This is a genomic window from Providencia sp. PROV261 (assembly GCF_028477945.1).
GTDB lineage: Bacteria > Pseudomonadota > Gammaproteobacteria > Enterobacterales > Enterobacteriaceae > Providencia > Providencia stuartii.
In genome coordinates this window covers 244747-263191 of the sequence record NZ_JAMPMC010000003.1, presented here as the reverse complement: position 1 = coordinate 263191, position 18445 = coordinate 244747, and the positions used below count along the sequence as shown (strand labels likewise).

Annotated in this window: 17 protein-coding genes; all 17 read left to right on the top strand. The window is 44.1% G+C overall.

The features are described from left to right. The first annotated feature begins 378 nt into the window (after window positions 1-378). The 17 genes from sdhC to tolB all read left to right on the top strand — a co-directional run bounded on the left by sdhC (window position 379) and on the right by tolB (window position 18441). On the top strand, window positions 379-768 hold the full coding sequence (sdhC, locus tag PR675_RS01685) for a succinate dehydrogenase cytochrome b556 subunit (RefSeq protein WP_004917750.1): 390 nt from the start codon (window positions 379-381) through the stop codon (window positions 766-768). Beyond that, complete coding sequence (gene sdhD / locus PR675_RS01680; protein ID WP_004917752.1) at window positions 762-1106, top strand: succinate dehydrogenase membrane anchor subunit; 345 nt, start codon at window positions 762-764, stop codon at window positions 1104-1106. Before sdhC ends, sdhD begins: the two co-directional genes overlap by 7 nt. Next, window positions 1107-2873: a succinate dehydrogenase flavoprotein subunit gene (gene sdhA / locus PR675_RS01675; RefSeq protein ID WP_004917753.1), complete on the top strand. Its 1767-nt coding sequence runs from the start codon at window positions 1107-1109 to the stop codon at window positions 2871-2873. A 35-nt stretch (window positions 2874-2908) separates the two neighbouring features. Continuing rightward, complete coding sequence (locus PR675_RS01670; RefSeq protein ID WP_004917754.1) at window positions 2909-3625, top strand: succinate dehydrogenase iron-sulfur subunit; 717 nt, start codon at window positions 2909-2911, stop codon at window positions 3623-3625. A gap of 302 nt (window positions 3626-3927) precedes the next feature. After that, the gene (gene sucA, locus PR675_RS01665) at window positions 3928-6735 is read left to right on the top strand and encodes a 2-oxoglutarate dehydrogenase E1 component (RefSeq protein WP_004917756.1); all 2808 of its coding nucleotides are present in this window, start codon (window positions 3928-3930) and stop codon (window positions 6733-6735) included. Window positions 6736-6749: 14 nt separating this feature from the next. Further along, entirely contained in the window at window positions 6750-7964 is a 1215-nt protein-coding gene (gene odhB, locus PR675_RS01660) for a 2-oxoglutarate dehydrogenase complex dihydrolipoyllysine-residue succinyltransferase (protein WP_004917758.1), read from the top strand. 134 nt (window positions 7965-8098) lie between these two features. Then, entirely contained in the window at window positions 8099-9265 is a 1167-nt protein-coding gene (sucC, locus tag PR675_RS01655) for an ADP-forming succinate--CoA ligase subunit beta (protein WP_004917759.1), read from the top strand. Then, entirely contained in the window at window positions 9265-10137 is an 873-nt protein-coding gene (gene sucD, locus PR675_RS01650) for a succinate--CoA ligase subunit alpha (protein ID WP_004917763.1), read from the top strand. The genes sucC and sucD overlap by 1 nt, the downstream gene beginning before the upstream one ends. Before the next feature lie 925 nt (window positions 10138-11062). Then, entirely contained in the window at window positions 11063-12631 is a 1569-nt protein-coding gene (cydA, locus tag PR675_RS01645) for a cytochrome ubiquinol oxidase subunit I (protein WP_004917765.1), read from the top strand. A 14-nt stretch (window positions 12632-12645) separates the two neighbouring features. After that, window positions 12646-13785: a cytochrome d ubiquinol oxidase subunit II gene (cydB, locus tag PR675_RS01640; protein ID WP_004917768.1), complete on the top strand. Its 1140-nt coding sequence runs from the start codon at window positions 12646-12648 to the stop codon at window positions 13783-13785. A 12-nt stretch (window positions 13786-13797) separates the two neighbouring features. Beyond that, window positions 13798-13911, top strand: a complete 114-nt coding sequence (cydX, locus tag PR675_RS01635; RefSeq protein ID WP_008912071.1) for a cytochrome bd-I oxidase subunit CydX — start codon at window positions 13798-13800, stop codon at window positions 13909-13911. Between the two features lie 6 nt (window positions 13912-13917). Beyond that, a complete protein-coding gene (ybgE, locus tag PR675_RS01630; RefSeq protein ID WP_004917770.1) occupies window positions 13918-14205 on the top strand; it encodes a cyd operon protein YbgE in 288 nt (95 codons plus the stop codon). A gap of 133 nt (window positions 14206-14338) precedes the next feature. Then, window positions 14339-14734 (top strand): tol-pal system-associated acyl-CoA thioesterase, encoded by a 396-nt coding sequence (gene ybgC / locus PR675_RS01625; RefSeq protein WP_442959610.1) that lies wholly within the window; start codon window positions 14339-14341, stop codon window positions 14732-14734. Further along, window positions 14731-15414, top strand: coding sequence for a Tol-Pal system protein TolQ (gene tolQ / locus PR675_RS01620; protein WP_004917773.1), 684 nt, complete (start codon window positions 14731-14733; stop codon window positions 15412-15414). The genes ybgC and tolQ overlap by 4 nt, the downstream gene beginning before the upstream one ends. A gap of 17 nt (window positions 15415-15431) precedes the next feature. After that, the gene (gene tolR / locus PR675_RS01615; protein ID WP_004917775.1) at window positions 15432-15854 is read left to right on the top strand and encodes a colicin uptake protein TolR; all 423 of its coding nucleotides are present in this window, start codon (window positions 15432-15434) and stop codon (window positions 15852-15854) included. A gap of 36 nt (window positions 15855-15890) precedes the next feature. Beyond that, window positions 15891-17009 (top strand): cell envelope integrity protein TolA, encoded by a 1119-nt coding sequence (tolA, locus tag PR675_RS01610; protein ID WP_004917777.1) that lies wholly within the window; start codon window positions 15891-15893, stop codon window positions 17007-17009. 139 nt (window positions 17010-17148) lie between these two features. Next, complete coding sequence (gene tolB / locus PR675_RS01605) at window positions 17149-18441, top strand: Tol-Pal system beta propeller repeat protein TolB (protein WP_036943517.1); 1293 nt, start codon at window positions 17149-17151, stop codon at window positions 18439-18441. The last annotated feature ends 4 nt before the right edge of the window (window positions 18442-18445 follow it).

Sequence of the window (18445 nt, the reverse complement as noted above, 5' to 3'; positions counted from 1 at the left end):
ATAACTTTTCAGTTTTCTTTCACGCCGATTGAGATATTGGCGACGTTCAGATAATTCTACCAGCCATATATGTAAGATAAATGTTGAATCATTGTCAAATAAGATAAGCACATTTATATAAAATGTTTAAATCGTGATCCCTCTCACTGTTCGGGCTAAATGTCACCAAACATTTTGTGTGGGAATTGTAATAGCAATGTGAAGACTTTATACTGGCAGCAGGTCTCCGGATTACCCTGATGTAGGAGTTCCAGCGTAATCAGTATGCAACTCTACTTGAACATGATGGACTAACGTTTAGCTTAAGTTGCATTTTGTACCCCTGTCGCTGTCCATTTCCGCCCCAGGTCCGGAGGAAGGAAAATAATAAAGAGCTGTGTGGGCAAAATTGTGAAAAAACAAAGACCTGTCAATCTTGATCTGCAGACGATCCACTTCCCGATCACTGCAATCTCTTCGATCTTGCACCGTGTCTCTGGCGTCATTACTTTCATCGCAGTTGGTATTCTGCTTTGGTTGTTAGGGACATCTCTCTCCTCTCCAGAAGGCTTTCAATACGTATCCGAAATAATGACCGGCTTTTTTGCTAAGTTCATTCTTTGGGGAATTCTAACAGCATTGGCTTACCACATTTGTGGTGGTATTCGTCATATGCTGATGGACTTCGGCTGGGTTGATGAAACACTAGCCGCAGGTAACTCATCTGCAAAAATCACGTTTGTTATTACTGTCGTTCTGGCAATTCTGGCGGGGATATTAGTATGGTAAGTAATGCTTCAGCTTTAGGCCGCACTGGTATTCAGGACTGGCTGTTAATCCGTGGTTCAGCGATCGTTATCGTACTCTACGTACTGTATCTTGTTGGCTTTATTGCCATCAACGATATCACTTATGAAACATGGCGTGGTTTCTTCGCATCTTCTGTGACGAAAGTATTTACTATCCTCACATTGTTCTCGATTTTAGTGCATGCCTGGATTGGTTTATGGCAGGTGCTCACTGACTATGTTAAGCCATTGGCACTACGTTTAGTGTTGCAGCTTGTTATTGTTGTTGCGCTGCTGGCTTACTTAATTTACGGAACAATTGTGGTGTGGGGTGCATAAATGAATCTGCCAATAAGAGAATTTGACGCTATCGTTATCGGTGCAGGTGGCGCAGGTATGCGCGCTGCATTGCAAATTTCGCAACTTGGCTTATCTTGCGCCTTGTTGTCAAAAGTTTTTCCAACCCGTTCTCATACGGTATCAGCGCAAGGTGGTATCACTGTTGCACTAGGTAACACTCACCCAGATAACTGGGAGTGGCACATGTATGACACCGTAAAAGGGTCTGACTATATCGGTGACCAAGATGCCATCGAATACATGTGTAAAACGGGTCCAGAAGCGATTCTTGAATTAGAACATATGGGCTTACCATTCTCTCGTTTGGACGACGGTCGTATTTATCAGCGTCCATTCGGTGGTCAGTCTAAAAACTTCGGTGGTGAGCAAGCGGCTCGTACCGCTGCTGCTGCTGACCGTACTGGTCATGCTCTGTTGCATACGTTGTATCAACAAAACCTGAAAAACCACACCACTATTTTTTCTGAGTGGTATGCCCTTGATTTAGTTAAAAACCAAGATGGCGATATCGTTGGTTGTACGGCAATTTGTATGGAAACTGGCGAGCTAGTTTACTTCAAAGCTAAAGCAACGATCCTTGCAACAGGGGGGGCAGGCCGCATCTATCAATCCACAACAAACGCTCACATCAATACGGGTGACGGTGTTGGTATGGCTGCCCGTGCGGGTGTGCCACTACAAGATATGGAAATGTGGCAATTCCACCCAACAGGTATCGCAGGTGCAGGGGTTCTGGTAACAGAAGGCTGCCGTGGTGAAGGTGGATACCTATTGAATAAAGACGGCGAGCGTTTCATGGAGCGTTATGCGCCTAACGCGAAAGACCTTGCTGGTCGTGACGTTGTTGCTCGTTCAATTATGATTGAAATCCGTGAAGGTCGTGGCTGTGATGGCCCTTGGGGACCTCACGCGAAATTGAAATTGGACCACTTGGGTAAAGAAGTTCTGGAATCACGCCTACCGGGTATTCTTGAGTTATCTCGTACCTTTGCTCACGTTGACCCAATCAAAGAGCCAATCCCAGTTATCCCAACGTGTCACTATATGATGGGCGGTATCCCAACTAAGGTTACAGGTCAAGCGATTCGTTATAACGAAAAAGGCGAGGATGAAGTCATTCCAGGTCTGTTCGCTGTGGGTGAAATTGCGTGTGTATCTGTACACGGTGCTAACCGCCTTGGTGGTAACTCATTGCTCGACTTAGTGGTATTTGGTCGTTCTGCGGGTCTACACCTGAAAGAGTCACTGATGGAGCAAGGTTCAATGCGTGAAGCATCTGAATCTGACATTGATGCTGCAATGGCTCGCTTTAACCGCTGGGAAAATGCACGTACGGGTGAAGATCCTGTTGAAATCCGTAAAGCGCTGCAAACCTGCATGCAACATAACTTCTCGGTATTCCGTGAAGGTGATGCAATGGCGAAAGGTTTAGAAGAGCTGAAAGTCATCCGCGAGCGTTTGAAAAATGCACGTCTTGATGACACATCGACCGAGTTCAACACTCAACGTATTGAATGTTTAGAGCTGGATAACTTGATGGAAACAGCTTATGCAACAGCACAAGCTGCAAACTTCCGTACTGAAAGTCGCGGAGCGCATAGCCGTTTCGACTATCCAGATCGTGATGACGTTAATTGGCTGTGTCACTCATTGTATTTACCGCAATCTGAAACGATGACGCGTCGTGAAGTGAACATGCAACCTAAGTTGCGTGAACCCTTCCCGCCGAAAGTACGTACTTATTAATGCGTGGTGTTAATCCAGTTGCGGAGAAATGAACTATGAAACTTGAATTTTCGATTTATCGCTATAATCCGGACGTAGATAACGCGCCACGTATGCAAGATTACACGCTCGAAGTGCCTGAAGGGCGTGACATGATGTTGCTGGATGCGTTGATCCAACTGAAAGAGAAAGATCCAACATTGTCATTCCGTCGTTCTTGCCGTGAAGGTGTATGTGGCTCTGACGGCGTTAACATGAATGGTAAAAATGGTCTGGCTTGTATCACACCCCTGTCTGCGTTGACTCGTAGCGGAAAGAAAATTGTGATCCGTCCATTACCAGGTCTGCCTGTTATTCGTGACCTGATTATCGACATGAGCCAGTTCTATACTCAATACGAAAAAATTCGTCCGTATCTTATTAATGATAATAAGAACCCACCGGCGCGTGAGAATTTACAGTCACCGGCACAGCGTGAAAAACTCGATGGATTATATGAGTGTATTTTGTGTGCATGTTGCTCAACTTCTTGCCCATCGTTCTGGTGGAACCCGGACAAATTTATTGGTCCAGCAGGTCTTTTAGCTGCATACAGGTTCCTAATTGATAGTAGAGATACTGAAACAGATGCTCGATTAGATGATCTGAACGACGCTTTTAGTGTTTTCCGCTGTCATAGCATCATGAATTGTGTCAATGTATGTCCTAAAGGACTAAATCCAACGAAAGCTATCGGGCATATTAAATCTATGTTACTAAAACATAGTGCATAAAACCGATTTAACCTGCGGTACGAAAGTACCGTAGGTTATTAAATAGTAAAAAGTAAAAGCAAAAAAGTGAAAGTAATAAGCCAAACTGCAAATGATGAAGACGCGAGCAAACTCGAGGAACCTTTAAAAACTGCAGTCAGTTTTTAAAGGTTCCTTAAAAGGGGAGCCCGGAGTGATAAAGGGAAACCCAAAGTGAGAACATGCATAAAGCACGTCCAGAAGAACCTTTATCGAGGCCGCTTAAACGCGGCAATTAGTTAACCACGGCGAAAACTAAAGCTGTAAAAGCTTAAGGGATCACAATGCAGAACGGCGTAATGAAGGACTGGCTGGATTCGAGCTTTCTGGCAGGCGCGAACCAGACTTACATAGAACAACTCTATGAAGATTATCTAACTGACCCCAATTCTGTTGATGCTGGCTGGAGAGAAATCTTCCAGCAACTGCCTGGAGCAGGCACCAACGCTGAGCAATTCCACTCACAAGCACGCGAATATTTCCGTCGCTTAGCAAAAGACTCGACTCGTTATCATACCTCTGTTAGCGATCCTGCAATCGACGCAAAACAAGTAAAAGTTTTGCAGTTGATTAACGCATTCCGCTTCCGCGGGCATCAAAATGCAAATCTTGACCCATTAGGTTTATGGAAACGTGAATCTGTTCCCGATTTAGATCCAGCATTCCATAATCTAACGAAAGAAGATTTCGACGAAACATTCAATGTGGGTTCTTTTGCGATTGGCAAAGAGACCATGAAACTTAGCGACCTGTATGATGCACTGAAACGTATTTATTGCGGTTCTATTGGTGCTGAATACATGCATATCACAAATACTGAGGAAAAACGCTGGATCCAGCAACGCCTCGAGTCTGTGAATGTCGCTGAGCAATTTACGAAAGAAGAAAAACGTCGCTTCTTAGCTGAATTAACAGCAGCAGAAGGGCTAGAGCGTTATTTAGGCGCTAAATTCCCAGGTGCAAAACGTTTCTCATTGGAAGGTGGTGATTCACTGATCCCAATGCTGAAAGATTTGATTCACCATGCGGGTAAACAAGATACGCGTGAAGTTGTACTAGGTATGGCTCACCGTGGTCGCCTTAACGTTCTTATCAACATTTTAGGTAAAAAACCGGCTGAACTATTCGATGAGTTCGCAGGTAAACACAAAGACCACTCAAGTGCTGGTGACGTTAAATATCACCAAGGCTTCTCTTCTGATTTCCAAACCGAAGGCTCACGTGTTCACTTAGCATTGGCATTTAACCCATCTCACCTTGAGATAGTTAGCCCAGTTGTTATTGGCTCTGTCCGTGCTCGTCGTGACCGTCTTGATGAAGGCCGTAGCAATATGGTGCTACCAATCACCATCCATGGTGACTCTGCGGTAGCAGGCCAAGGCGTTGTTCAAGAAACACTGAACATGTCTCAAGCGCGTGGTTATGAAGTTGGTGGTACTGTACGTATCGTCATTAACAACCAAATCGGTTTCACAACGTCTAACCCGAAAGATACTCGTTCAACAGAGTATTGTACTGACATCGCGAAGATGGTCCAAGCACCTATCTTCCACGTGAACGCTGATGATCCAGAAGCGGTAGCATTTGTCACTCGCTTAGCACTAGATTTCCGTAATACCTTTAAACGTGATGTGATGATTGACCTCGTTTGTTATCGTCGTCATGGTCATAACGAAGCTGATGAGCCAAATGCAACTCAGCCAATTATGTATCAAAAAATCAAAAAACATCCGACCCCACGTAAAATCTATGCTGACCGTCTAATTGAAAGTGGTGTTGTGACTGCTGATGAAGTCACTGAGATGGTTAATTTGTACCGTGACGCGCTAGATAGAGGCGACTGTGTCGTTGAAGAGTGGCGTGAAATGGGGCTACATTCTTATACATGGGAACCGTACCTGAACCATGAATGGAATGAAGAATACAAATCCACATTTGATTTAAAACGCTTGCAAGAGCTTGCGGTTAAAACCAGTACTATCCCTGCTGAAGTTGTCACTCAGTCTCGTGTTGAGAAAATTTACTCTGACCGTGCTGAAATGGCAAAAGGCGAAAAACCTCTTGATTGGGGTGCAGCAGAAACATTGGCATATGCAACCTTGGTTGATGAAGGTATTCCTGTTCGTCTATCTGGTGAAGATGCTGGCCGTGGTACGTTCTTCCACCGTCATGCTGTTGTTCATAATCAAACGAACGGTTCAGTATATGTACCGCTGCAAAATATCCATAACGGGCAAGGCGTGTTTAATGTTTGGGACTCAGTTCTGACAGAAAACGCGGTGTTGGCATTCGAATATGGCTACGCGACGACAGAACCACGCGCTCTGACGATTTGGGAAGCTCAATTTGGTGACTTCGCAAACTGTGCGCAAGTGGTTATCGACCAATTTATTAGCTCAGGTGAGCAAAAATGGGGTCGTATGTGTGGCTTGGTAATGCTTTTACCACACGGTTATGAAGGCCAAGGCCCAGAGCACTCCTCTGCACGTTTAGAGCGTTATCTGCAACTGTGCGCAGACCAAAACATGCAAGTGTGTGTGCCGTCAACGCCTGCTCAGGTTTATCACATGTTACGCCGTCAGGCACTACGCGATATGCGTCGTCCTCTGATTGTGATGTCACCTAAATCACTGCTGCGTCATCCATTAGCGGTATCAAGCATGGAAGAGCTGGCGAATGGTAAATTCCTGCCAGTAATCGGTGAAATAGATGAAATCAATCCGAAAAACGTGAAACGCGTCATTCTGTGTTCAGGTAAAGTTTATTACGATCTGTTAGAACAGCGTCGTAAGAATGAACAAACAGATGTTGCTATCGTGCGTATTGAGCAGCTATATCCGTTCCCACACGAAGATATTCAGCAAGCGCTGGCGCAATATGCGCATGTTAAGGATTTCGTATGGTGTCAAGAAGAGCCATTGAACCAAGGCGCTTGGTATTGCAGCCAACACAACTTCCGTGAAGCTATCCCAGCAGGGGCGACTTTACGTTATGCAGGTCGTGCTGCTTCTTCATCTCCAGCAGTTGGTTATACGTCCGTTCACCAAGAGCAGCAACAAGCTCTGGTTAATGACGCGTTGAACATTGAATAATTAAAGGATAGAAAATGAGTAGTGTAGAAATTCTTGTTCCAGATCTTCCTGAATCCGTTGCTGATGCTACGGTTGCCACATGGCATAAAAAACCAGGTGATAGCGTTGAACGTGACGAAGTGCTGGTTGAAATCGAAACGGATAAAGTTGTACTAGAAGTTCCTGCAAGTGAAGCGGGTGTACTAGAAGCTATCGTTGAAGACGAAGGTGCAACAGTGTTATCTAAACAACTGTTAGGCCGTATTCGTTTGGGTGATAGCACTGGCATGCCAGCGGATGTGAAACCTGCTCAAGAAGCTGCACCTGCACAACGTCAAACGGCGAGCTTGGAAGAAGAGAGCAATGATGCACTGTCTCCAGCGATCCGTCGCTTAGTTGCAGAGCATGATCTTAACCCAGCAGATATTAAAGGCACGGGTGTTGGTGGTCGTCTGACTCGCGAAGATGTTGAAAAACATTTAGCAGCGAACAAATCAGCGCCTGCTGCTAAAGCACAAGCACCTGCTGCTCCACAAGCGCCACTGGCACATCGTAGCGAAAAACGTGTACCAATGACACGTCTGCGTAAACGTATTGCTGAGCGTCTGTTGGAAGCGAAAAACAGCACTGCGATGTTAACAACCTTTAACGAAGTTAACATGCAGCCAATCAAAGATCTGCGTAAGCAATATGGTGAAGCGTTCGAAAAACGTCACGGTGTGCGTTTAGGCTTTATGTCTTTCTACATTAAAGCAGCGGTCGAAGCACTGAAACGTTATCCAGAAGTGAATGCTTCTATTGACGGTACAGATGTGGTTTACCACAACTATTTCGACATCAGTATTGCGGTATCGACACCTCGTGGTCTGGTAACACCAGTATTGCGTGATGTTGATGCGATGAGCATGGCTGATATCGAGAAGACAATTAAAGAACTGGCTGTTAAAGGTCGCGACGGTAAATTAACGGTTGAAGACTTAACTGGTGGTAACTTCACTATCACTAATGGCGGCGTATTTGGTTCTCTCATGTCCACACCTATCATTAACCCACCACAAAGTGCAATCTTAGGCATGCATGCTATTAAAGATCGCCCTATGGCGGTTAACGGTAAGGTCGAAATTCTTCCAATGATGTACCTTGCATTATCTTATGACCACCGCCTAATTGATGGTAAAGAGTCAGTTGGCTTCTTAGTGGCTATCAAAGATATGCTGGAAGATCCAACTCGTTTACTGCTGGACGTATAGCAACATAACAGGGCAGGGGCATACCTGTCCGGTCTGAAGTAACCGATGCAACCGGCTCCCGCCGGTTGCTAAATCAGTAACAATTGCAGGAGGCGAATAAACGCCTCTTCAGACTCAATTATGGATAGAACATCATGAATTTACACGAGTATCAGGCAAAACAGCTTTTTACACGCTACGGTTTGCCAGCACCAACGGGTTATGCCTGCTCATCAGCAGATGAAGCTGTAGAAGCGGCTAAAAAAATCGGAAACGGCCCATGGGTTGTTAAATGCCAAGTTCACGCAGGTGGACGTGGTAAAGCTGGCGGCGTTAAAGTCACAAGCAATATCAACGATATCAAAGAATTTGCTGAAAAATGGTTAGGTAAAAACCTTGTTACTTACCAAACAGATGCAAATGGTCAGCCTGTTAACCAAATCCTTGTTGAACATGCGACAGATATTGCTAAAGAGCTGTATTTGGGTGCAGTAGTTGACCGTGGCACACGTCGTGTTGTGTTTATGGCTTCTACCGAAGGTGGTGTTGAGATTGAGAAAGTTGCTGAAGAAACGCCAGAACTGATCCACAAAGCAGTTATCGACCCATTAACAGGGCCTATGCCTTTCCAAGGCCGTGAATTAGCATTTAAATTAGGCTTAACGGGTAAACAAGTTAGCCAATTCGCTAAGATCTTCATGGGCCTAGCGACTATGTTCTTAGAGCGTGACCTTGCTCTAATCGAAGTCAACCCATTAGTCATCAATACTGAAGGCGACCTAGTTTGTTTGGATGGTAAATTAGGTGTTGATAGCAACGCACTATATCGCCAAGCAGAAATGCGTGAAATGCATGACCCATCTCAAGAAGATGCGCGCGAAGCACAAGCTGCACAGTGGGAACTGAACTATGTTGCACTTGATGGCAACATCGGTTGTATGGTTAACGGTGCAGGTCTTGCAATGGGAACCATGGATATCGTTAAACTGCACGGCGGTGCACCAGCTAACTTCTTAGACGTTGGTGGTGGCGCAACTAAAGAACGCGTAACTGAAGCATTTAAAATTATCCTTTCAGATAAGAGCGTTAAAGCTGTTTTCGTTAACATTTTTGGTGGTATCGTTCGCTGTGACCTGATTGCAGACGGCATCATTGGTGCAGTAGAAGAAGTTGGCGTGAATGTACCAGTAGTGGTTCGTTTAGAAGGTAACAATGCAGAGTTAGGTGCGAAGAAACTGGCTGATAGCGGTCTGAATATTATCGCAGCAAACAGCCTGACGGATGCAGCTAAGAAAGCAGTAGCAGCGGCGGAGGCCAAATAATGTCTATTTTAATCGATAAAAACACCAAAGTAATTTGCCAAGGTTTCACTGGCGGTCAAGGTACTTTCCACTCCGAACAAGCGATTGCTTACGGTACTAAAATGGTTGGTGGTGTGACTCCGGGTAAAGGTGGCACAACTCACTTAGGCCTACCTGTATTTAATACTGTTCGTGAAGCTGTAGAAGCGACAGGCGCAACCGCTTCTGTTATCTATGTTCCAGCACCATTTTGTAAAGATTCTATCTTAGAAGCAATTGATGCAGGCATTAAACTGATTATCACTATTACTGAAGGTATCCCAACGCTGGATATGCTGACTGTGAAAGTGAAATTAGATGAAGCTGGCGTACGCATGATCGGTCCAAACTGCCCAGGTGTTATCACGCCGGGTGAATGTAAAATTGGTATCCAACCAGGTCATATCCATATGCCAGGTAAAGTCGGTATCGTTTCACGTTCAGGTACGCTGACTTATGAAGCGGTAAAACAAACGACAGATGCAGGTCTTGGCCAATCAACTTGTGTTGGTATCGGTGGTGACCCAATCCCAGGTTCAAACTTCATTGACATCCTGAAGATGTTCCAAGAAGACCCACAAACCGAAGCAATCGTCATGATCGGTGAAATCGGTGGTAACGCAGAAGAAGAAGCGGCTGCTTACATCAAAGAGCACGTAACTAAGCCAGTTGTTGGTTACATTGCAGGTGTAACAGCGCCTAAAGGTAAGCGTATGGGCCACGCTGGTGCGATTATCGCTGGCGGTAAAGGTACAGCTGACGAGAAATTTGCTGCATTAGAAGCTGCGGGCGTGAAAACAGTACGTAGCTTGGCAGACATTGGCGATGCTGTGAAATCAATGTTGGCAAAATAAGCTCTCGCTTAGCATAAACATTTAAAACAGTGAGGCTCGTATTCCAAAAGAATACGGGCCTTTTTTGTTGTGCGTGGCGCGCTAGACACAGAGGGATAACACAGGTGCTGTTATCGATAAATTAGCGGATTATCGCAGTGTGGATACGTGAGATGGAGTGTCGTACTCTTTTTAGCGGCCTAGTTTTTTTAGATTTAATTGTACTATGCAACTACCCTTTAACGGGTTCCAATTATCGCCGTTTGACGGTTATTTATACTGCTTAAGTGTTGTACTCCAGTCTTAAATTGGGTGTTTTTCACTCAACGTGATTAAATATACTACTAAAGTGCCATTTTTAATAACGGATGCTTAGTCTTAATTAATAAATCTAAAATAGTCAAATAAGCAGAGATTATTTAGTAATTAATAAAATTCATAATAAAAACCAAATAGGCTAATATTATAAATTAAATTATCTTTTTATGAAGTTTTAAATAAAAAGTTAATTTTTTAGGCTCTCTTTTAGAAAATTAAGAATATTTGTACTATTATCAATAACAGACAATTAACATTTAAATAACCATTAATTGATGATAAGGATAATCGCTTAACAACAATCAAAAAAGTTGACGCAAATCAATTCATTAGTACTAGCATTATTTTTATAATTTGCTTAAATTGGTGTGCGATCAAATACTCATTTTTCTATTATAGGGTATAATTATTGATATATATTCAGAATTCAAATCTGAATCACGCAAAAGAAGTTTATTGTATGTGAAGATAAGCGTACTATTATTATAGTGTCGTTAGAGTTTTTGATTTTGTTAATTATTTGTTGTTTTGAGGCATTTTTTGCTGGTAGTTAAGAGGCTTTCTTTAATTGTATTGGAAGCTGGGTTGCCGCAAGTCGGTGTCTTCCTGCTAGGAGCAAGGAGTCAAGATGTTTGATATTGTCGAACTGTCAAGATTACAGTTTGCCTTAACTGCGATGTATCACTTCCTGTTCGTACCACTAACGCTTGGTATGGCGTTTTTGCTTGCGATCATGGAAACGGTATATGTGCTGTCTGGTAAGCAAATTTATAAAGATATGACTAAATTCTGGGGCAAGTTATTTGGTATTAACTTTGCTCTAGGTGTTGCCACTGGTTTGACTATGGAGTTCCAATTCGGGACTAACTGGTCTTACTATGCCCACTATGTTGGAGATATCTTCGGTGCACCACTGGCAATCGAAGGTTTGATGGCATTCTTCCTTGAATCAACGTTTGTTGGTTTGTTCTTCTTTGGTTGGGATCGCTTAAGCAAAACTCAACACCTTGCGGTGACTTGGTTAGTTGCTTTAGGTTCTAACTTCTCTGCGCTGTGGATCCTCGTTGCGAACGGTTGGATGCAAAACCCTATCGCTGCAGACTTTAACTTCGAAACAATGCGTATGGAAATGGTCAGCTTCTCTGAGCTGGTCCTGAACCCTGTTGCACAAGTTAAATTCGTTCACACAGTTGCTGCTGGTTATTGTACTGGTGCGATGTTTGTTCTGGGTATCAGCTCTTACTATATGCTTAAGGGCCGTGACCTTGCGTTTGCTAAACGTTCATTTGCAATCGCTGCAAGCTTCGGTATTGCCGCTGTACTATCTGTTATCGTTCTTGGTGATGAATCAGGCTACGAAATGGGTGACGTGCAGAAGACCAAGTTAGCCGCGGTAGAAGCTGAGTGGGAAACGCATGCTCCACCTGCAGCGTTTAACCTGATCGCTTGGCCTGACACCGAAAAAATGGAAAACAAATTTGCAATTGAAATTCCATGGGTGATGGGTCTTATCACAACGCGTTCACTGGATACACCAGTTCTAGGTCTGAAAGATCTGATGAAGCAACACGAAGTTCGTATTCGTAACGGTATGATTGCATACGGTGAGTTACAACAACTTCTTGCGGGTAATAAAGACCCTGAGTTGCGTAAATCTTTCGAAGCGAACAAGAAAGATTTAGGTTATGGTCTTCTGCTGAAACAATACGCACCAAATATTGTTGATGCAACAGAAGCACAGATCCAAAAAGCGGTTAAAGATAGTATCCCGAATGTAGGTCCATTGTTCTGGGCATTCCGTATCATGGTTGGCGTAGGCTTCCTGCTGCTGATTATCATCGGTCTATCCTTCCTGTCAGTGGTACGCAACCGTATTGGTCAAAACAAATGGTTACTACGTACCGCATTGTTCGGTATTCCATTACCGTGGATTGCGATTGAATCAGGCTGGTTCGTTGCAGAATATGGTCGTCAGCCGTGGGCTATCGGTGAGGTTCTCCCTGTTTCCGTTGCACACTCAAACTTGACAACCCATGATCTGATTTTCTCTCTAGCTCTGATCTGTGGTCTGTATACACTGTTCTTAATTGCTGAATTGTTCCTGATGTTCAAATTCGCTCGTAAAGGGCCAAGCAGCCTGAAAACTGGCCGCTACCACTTTGAACAGAAAAACAACTCTGCACAAGACGTTCAGTAAACAGGAGTCCACTTATGTTTGATTATGAAGTTCTTCGATTTGTGTGGTGGATTCTAATCGGCGTTCTGCTGATTGGCTTCGCTGTCACGGATGGCTTTGACATGGGCGTCGGCTTCTTATTACCAATTCTAGGTAAAACAGATACTGATCGCCGTATCATGATTAACTCAGTTGCGCCGCACTGGGATGGTAACCAAGTTTGGTTGATCACCGCAGGTGGTGCGATGTTTGCAGCATGGCCACAAGTGTATGCTGCGGCATTCTCAGGTTTCTATGTCGCGATGATTTTAGTGCTTGCAGCACTGTTCTTCCGCCCAGTCGGTTTTGACTACCGTTCTAAGTTGGAGAATCCAAAATGGCGCAACATGTGGGACTGGGGTCTATTTATCGGTGGTTTCGTTCCACCATTAGTTATCGGTGTTGCGTTTGGTAACCTGCTTTTAGGTGTTCCATTCCAAATCGATAGCCAACAATATCTGACTTATACAGGTAACTTGTTCGGCCTACTGAACCCATATGGTCTGTTAGCTGGTGTTGTTAGCTTAATGATGATTGTGACTCAAGGTGCAACATACTTACAAATGCGTACGACTGGTGAACTACACCTACGTGTTCGTAAAGCAACTTATGTAACAGCATTATTAACTCTGCTGGCTTTCGCAGGTGCAGGTGCTTGGTTGGTTATGGGTATCGATGGCTACGTTGTGACTTCAACTATCGATACATTAAGCGTATCTAACCCACTGAACAAAACTGTCGAAGTTGCTTCAGGTGCGTGGTTGACTAATTTCAACAACTATCCTGTGCTGTGGGCATTACCTGCTCTAGGTGTGGTATTGCCACTGTTGACTATGCTGTTTAGTAAAGCAGACAAAAATGCGTTAGCGTTTGTGAGTTCATCTCTCACTATCGCTTGTATCATTTTAACTTGTGGTGTTGCAATGTTCCCATTCATCATGCCATCAAACATCATGCCAAATGCAAGTTTGACCATGTGGGATGCAACATCTAGCCTGTTTACTCTGCAAGTTATGACGGTTGTTGCGATTATTTTTGTTCCAATTGTATTGGCTTACACTGCGTGGTGTTACTACAAAATGTTTGGCCGTTTGGACAAAAACTTCATCGAAGGCAACAAGCATTCACTGTATTAAGGAGCATAACATATGTGGTATTTTGCCTGGATTCTTGGCACGCTGTTAGCTTGTAGTTTTGCAGTGATTGCAGCTCTAGCTTTAGAGCATGCAGAAGATAAAGCTGCTGCTAAAGATGGCGAGTAATAAATAATGCTGGTGGATAAAAGCTATCAGCTATTGGATAAGGGTCCGGTACGGATCCTTATCCTTATATTAGCGTTAGGGATTGCTGGGAGTGTCATGTGGGATCCAACCCAATTTGCGGCTAAAACCAGCTCATTTCTTATCTGGCAAGGGTTATTACTTATTTGGGCAACCTGTAGTGGCATGATTTTTGGTGTCGGATTTCGACCTAATAAATTGATTTGGCGACTACTTTTCCATCCTTTACCTGCCATCATTATCCTTATCTGGGGCTTGGTTAAAGTCTTCAGCTAATCTAATTGTCAATTATGGGTCTGCGGATCCATAATTTTTTTTTGATAACTTTACCCCTAGGTCATTCCAAAGCGCCACCGTCTTGAGTATAGTGGCACCGTTAATTAATTTAACCTAGGATGGAGTGATTGTTATGTTATTTCGTTGGCCTGTTCGCGTCTATTATGAAGATACGGATGCGGGCGGTGTGGTTTATCATGCACGTTATTTCGCTTTTTTTGAACGGGCTAGGACCGAGATGCTACGGGATAAAGGTATCAATCAACAAAGTTTACTGGCTGAGAATATCGGGTTTGTTGTCAGGAGTATGACAACGGACTTTGTCAGAGCGGCTCGGCTGGACGATTTATTGGAAATTGAGACACAAATCATTGAGATGAAGCGTGCCTCTTTAACCTTTCAACAAAGGTTAATTGATTCACAAGGTAACCTGCTTTGCGGGGCTACGGCCCTGATTGCTTGTGTGGACACATCAAAAATGAAGCCGACAGCGCTTCCTAAGTCTATTGTCGCGGAGTTTAAACAGTGACTGACATGAATATCGTGGATTTATTCCTAAAAGCGAGCCTATTGGTTCAGATCATTATGTTCGTTTTGATTGGTTTCTCTATTGCTTCTTGGGCCATCATTATTCAGAGAACAAAAATTTTAAATGCGGCAGCTCGAGAAGCGGAAGCGTTTGAAGATAAGTTTTGGTCTGGTATTGAGTTATCTCGCTTATACAAAGAAAGTCAGGCTCGCCGTGACTCGCTAAGTGGAGCAGAACAAATTTTCCATGCAGGTTTCAAAGAGTTTGTTCGTTTACACCAAGCGAATATTCATGCACCGGATGCTGTTGTCACCGGGGCATCTCGTGCTATGCGCATTTCGATGAACCGTGAGCTTGAATCCGTAGAAGCGCACATCCCATTTTTAGGGACGGTTGGTTCTATTAGCCCTTATATTGGTCTTTTTGGTACGGTATGGGGAATTATGCATGCCTTTATTGCATTAGGTGCGGTTAAACAAGCAACACTACAAATGGTAGCGCCGGGTATCGCTGAAGCGTTGATTGCAACAGCAATTGGTTTATTTGCAGCAATCCCAGCGGTAATGGCATATAACCGATTAAATCAGCGAGTCAATAAGCTAGAACAGAGCTACGATAACTTTATGGAAGAGTTTCTGGCTATCTTACATCGCCAAGCATTCTCTGCTGATAAGAAATAATACGGGGAGATAAGCGAATGGCGCGCAATAGTCGCAGACGTGAGCTAAAATCCGAAATCAACATTGTTCCATTGCTGGATGTTTTGTTGGTACTGTTGCTAATTTTTATGGCGACAGCACCGATTATTTCACAAAGCGTGGAGGTTGATCTGCCGGATGCCGCTGAAAGCCAGACCGTATCATCAAGCGATAATCCACCGATTATTTTAGAGGTTGCGGGAGTTGGTCAATACAATATGTTAATTGATGGTGAGCGCTTAGAGCTACTACCACCAGAACAGATTGCGGCTGAAGCGAAAGCTCAGCTAGATAAAAATCCAAAGGCGATTTTCCTTATCGGTGGTGCAAAAGAAGTGCCCTATGATGAAGTGATTAAGGCATTGAATATTTTGCATCAAGCTGGGATCAAATCGGTCGGTTTAATGACTCAACCCATGTAATTGAGTGAGTAATGATTCTTTTTTTGGAAACCAATTGTGGGAAAGACAAAAGAGAAAAAAGATAATTTAAGGCTTTCTCTTCTAACGTCGCTTGCGTTGCACGTTTTATTGATAGGCCTAATTATAATTGGTTCCTTAGTTTCCGTTGTCAAACTTGGCGGCGGAGGGGAGGAGGGGACTGTCATCGATGCGGTGATGGTCGATCCCGGCGCGGTTGTTCAGCAATATAACCAAATGCAACAACAAGAAAATAGCGCTAAACAAGCAGCTAAAGAGCGTAAAGAGAAAGAGCGTAAACAAGAAGCTGAGCTAAGGGAAAAGCAAGAGCAGGAACAAAAACGTCTGCAACAGCTTGAGCAAGAGCGTATTCAAAGTGAACGAGAAGCGCAGGAGCGGCAAAAACAAGTTGAGCAGCAACAAAAACAAGCAGCTGAAGCGGCAAGAAAAGCGAAGGAAGAGCAAAAAATAGCGGAAGAAGCGGCGGCAAAAGCCAAAGCAGAAAAAGAACGCTTGATTAAAGAACAAGCTGCCGCGAAGGAAAAAGCAGAGGCTGAAGCGAAAAAAGAAGCTGAAGCGATAAAAGCGAAAGCAGCGGCTGATGCTAAGGCGAAAGCGGAGAAAGAAGCGAAAGCTAAAGCGGAAAAAGAGGCGAAAGAGAAAGCGGAGAAAGAAGCGAAAGCTAAAGCAGCTAAAGAAGCTAAGGCCAAAGCCGATAAGGAAGCAAAAGCCAAAGCAGCTAAAGAGAAAGCAGAGGCTGCAAAAAATTCCGCTGAGATTGATAATCTACTCGGTGATTTGACCTCTACAGGGCCAAGTCGTGAAGGTGGAGCGGCTTCCGCAGGCCAAGGTGGCGGTAAACGTTCTGGGGCATCCAATGCAGACGTTGAAAATTATGCAAGTAAAATAAAAGCCGCGATTCAGAGTAAGTTTTATGATTCAGATACTTACCGTGGACGTACGTGTGAACTTAAGTTACAAATTGCACCTGATGGCTTATTAGTAAGTATTACCCCTAAAAATAATGCTTCTAATGACCCAGCATTGTGTAGTGCAGCAATCAGAGCTGCAAACCTTGCAACGTTACCACGCCCACCGGCGGATGTGTATGAAGCATTTAAAAAACAAGGAAGTACAGTTGTATTTAGCCCAAAATAAGATAAGTCGGAGCTGTCTGTATTGAATTTATGTCTGCTATAGCATAAATAGTTCTTACAATATCTAGTTTTGTTAGTATACCTTTGTTAAAATTCAGCGAATTATTGTGGCAGTGAATACCACAGTAAGGGAGATAAGGATGAAGCAGGCTTTTAAAGTAGTTCTCGGGTTCCTCATGTTATGGGCAACAGTTGCTCAGGCTGAAATCCGTATTGAGATCACGGAAGGTGTTAATAGTGCTCAGCCAATAGGGGTTGTTCCTTTTAAATGGTCTGGCTCAGGTACACCTCCACAAGAAATCGGGCAAATTGTTGGTGCTGATTTACGCAATAGTGGCAAATTTAACCCTATTGAGCCTAGTCGTATGCCTCAACAACCTGCGACCGCTTCTGAAGTAGTTCCTGAGGCTTGGACAGCATTGGGGATTAATGCCGTTGTTGTCGGTCAAATCCAACCCGCGGCTGATGGCAGCTATGTGGTTAGCTACCAATTAGTTGATGTTGCTGGTAGCCCAGGCACGGTCTTATCTCAAAACCAGTATAAGGTCACTAAAGAGTGGTTACGTTATGCCGCCCATACCGCAAGCGATGAAGTTTTTGAAAAGCTGACTGGTATTCGTGGTGCATTCCGTACACGTATCGCCTATGTTGTGACTAATAAAGGGGGTCAATACCCTTATGAATTACGTGTTTCTGATTACGATGGCTATAACCAATTTACGGTTCATCGTTCTCCGGAACCTTTGATGTCGCCAGCTTGGTCACCTGATGGTGAGCGTTTGGCGTATGTGACGTTTGAAAGTGGCAGTTCAGCACTGGTGATTCAGACGCTATCGACTGGCGCCGTTCGTCAGGTTGCATCATTCCCTCGTCATAATGGTGCTCCAGCGTTTTCTCCAGATGGGACTAAACTGGCTTTTGCTTTGTCAAAAACAGGTAGCTTAAATCTTTATATTATGGATTTAGCGAGCGGCCAAATTCGTCAAGTGACTGATGGTCGTAGTAATAATACAGAGCCAAGCTGGATGCCAGATAGTCAAACATTGGTCTATACATCTGACCAAGCGGGTCGTCCGCAAATTTACAAGATTAATATTAATGGCGGTAGCCCTGAACGTGTGACCTGGGAAGGTACACAAAATCAGGACGCTGATGTTAGCCCGGATGGATCTTTCATTGTAATGGTCAGCTCCGGCGGTGGTCAGCAGCATATCGCCAAACAGGATCTGGCGACGGGTAACGTTGAATATTTAACGAAAACGTTTCTAGATGAAACGCCGAGTATCGCACCTAACGGCACTATGGTTATTTATAGCTCCTCTCAAGGCTTGGGGACTATATTGCAGCTAGTTTCGACCGACGGGCGTTTCAAAGCGCGTCTTCCGGCAACCGATGGACAGGTTAAATCTCCTGCTTGGTCGCCGTATCTGTGATGCA

Coding starts and splice junctions, on each gene's coding strand:
- sdhD (WP_004917752.1), top strand. CDS start 762: ATGGTAAGTAATGCTTCAGCTTTAGGCCGCACTGGTATTCAGGACTGG.
- sdhA (WP_004917753.1), top strand. CDS start 1,107: ATGAATCTGCCAATAAGAGAATTTGACGCTATCGTTATCGGTGCAGGT.
- PR675_RS01670 (WP_004917754.1), top strand. CDS start 2,909: ATGAAACTTGAATTTTCGATTTATCGCTATAATCCGGACGTAGATAAC.
- sucA (WP_004917756.1), top strand. CDS start 3,928: ATGCAGAACGGCGTAATGAAGGACTGGCTGGATTCGAGCTTTCTGGCA.
- odhB (WP_004917758.1), top strand. CDS start 6,750: ATGAGTAGTGTAGAAATTCTTGTTCCAGATCTTCCTGAATCCGTTGCT.
- sucC (WP_004917759.1), top strand. CDS start 8,099: ATGAATTTACACGAGTATCAGGCAAAACAGCTTTTTACACGCTACGGT.
- sucD (WP_004917763.1), top strand. CDS start 9,265: ATGTCTATTTTAATCGATAAAAACACCAAAGTAATTTGCCAAGGTTTC.
- cydA (WP_004917765.1), top strand. CDS start 11,063: ATGTTTGATATTGTCGAACTGTCAAGATTACAGTTTGCCTTAACTGCG.
- cydB (WP_004917768.1), top strand. CDS start 12,646: ATGTTTGATTATGAAGTTCTTCGATTTGTGTGGTGGATTCTAATCGGC.
- cydX (WP_008912071.1), top strand. CDS start 13,798: ATGTGGTATTTTGCCTGGATTCTTGGCACGCTGTTAGCTTGTAGTTTT.
- ybgE (WP_004917770.1), top strand. CDS start 13,918: ATGCTGGTGGATAAAAGCTATCAGCTATTGGATAAGGGTCCGGTACGG.
- ybgC (WP_442959610.1), top strand. CDS start 14,339: ATGTTATTTCGTTGGCCTGTTCGCGTCTATTATGAAGATACGGATGCG.
- tolR (WP_004917775.1), top strand. CDS start 15,432: ATGGCGCGCAATAGTCGCAGACGTGAGCTAAAATCCGAAATCAACATT.
- tolB (WP_036943517.1), top strand. CDS start 17,149: ATGAAGCAGGCTTTTAAAGTAGTTCTCGGGTTCCTCATGTTATGGGCA.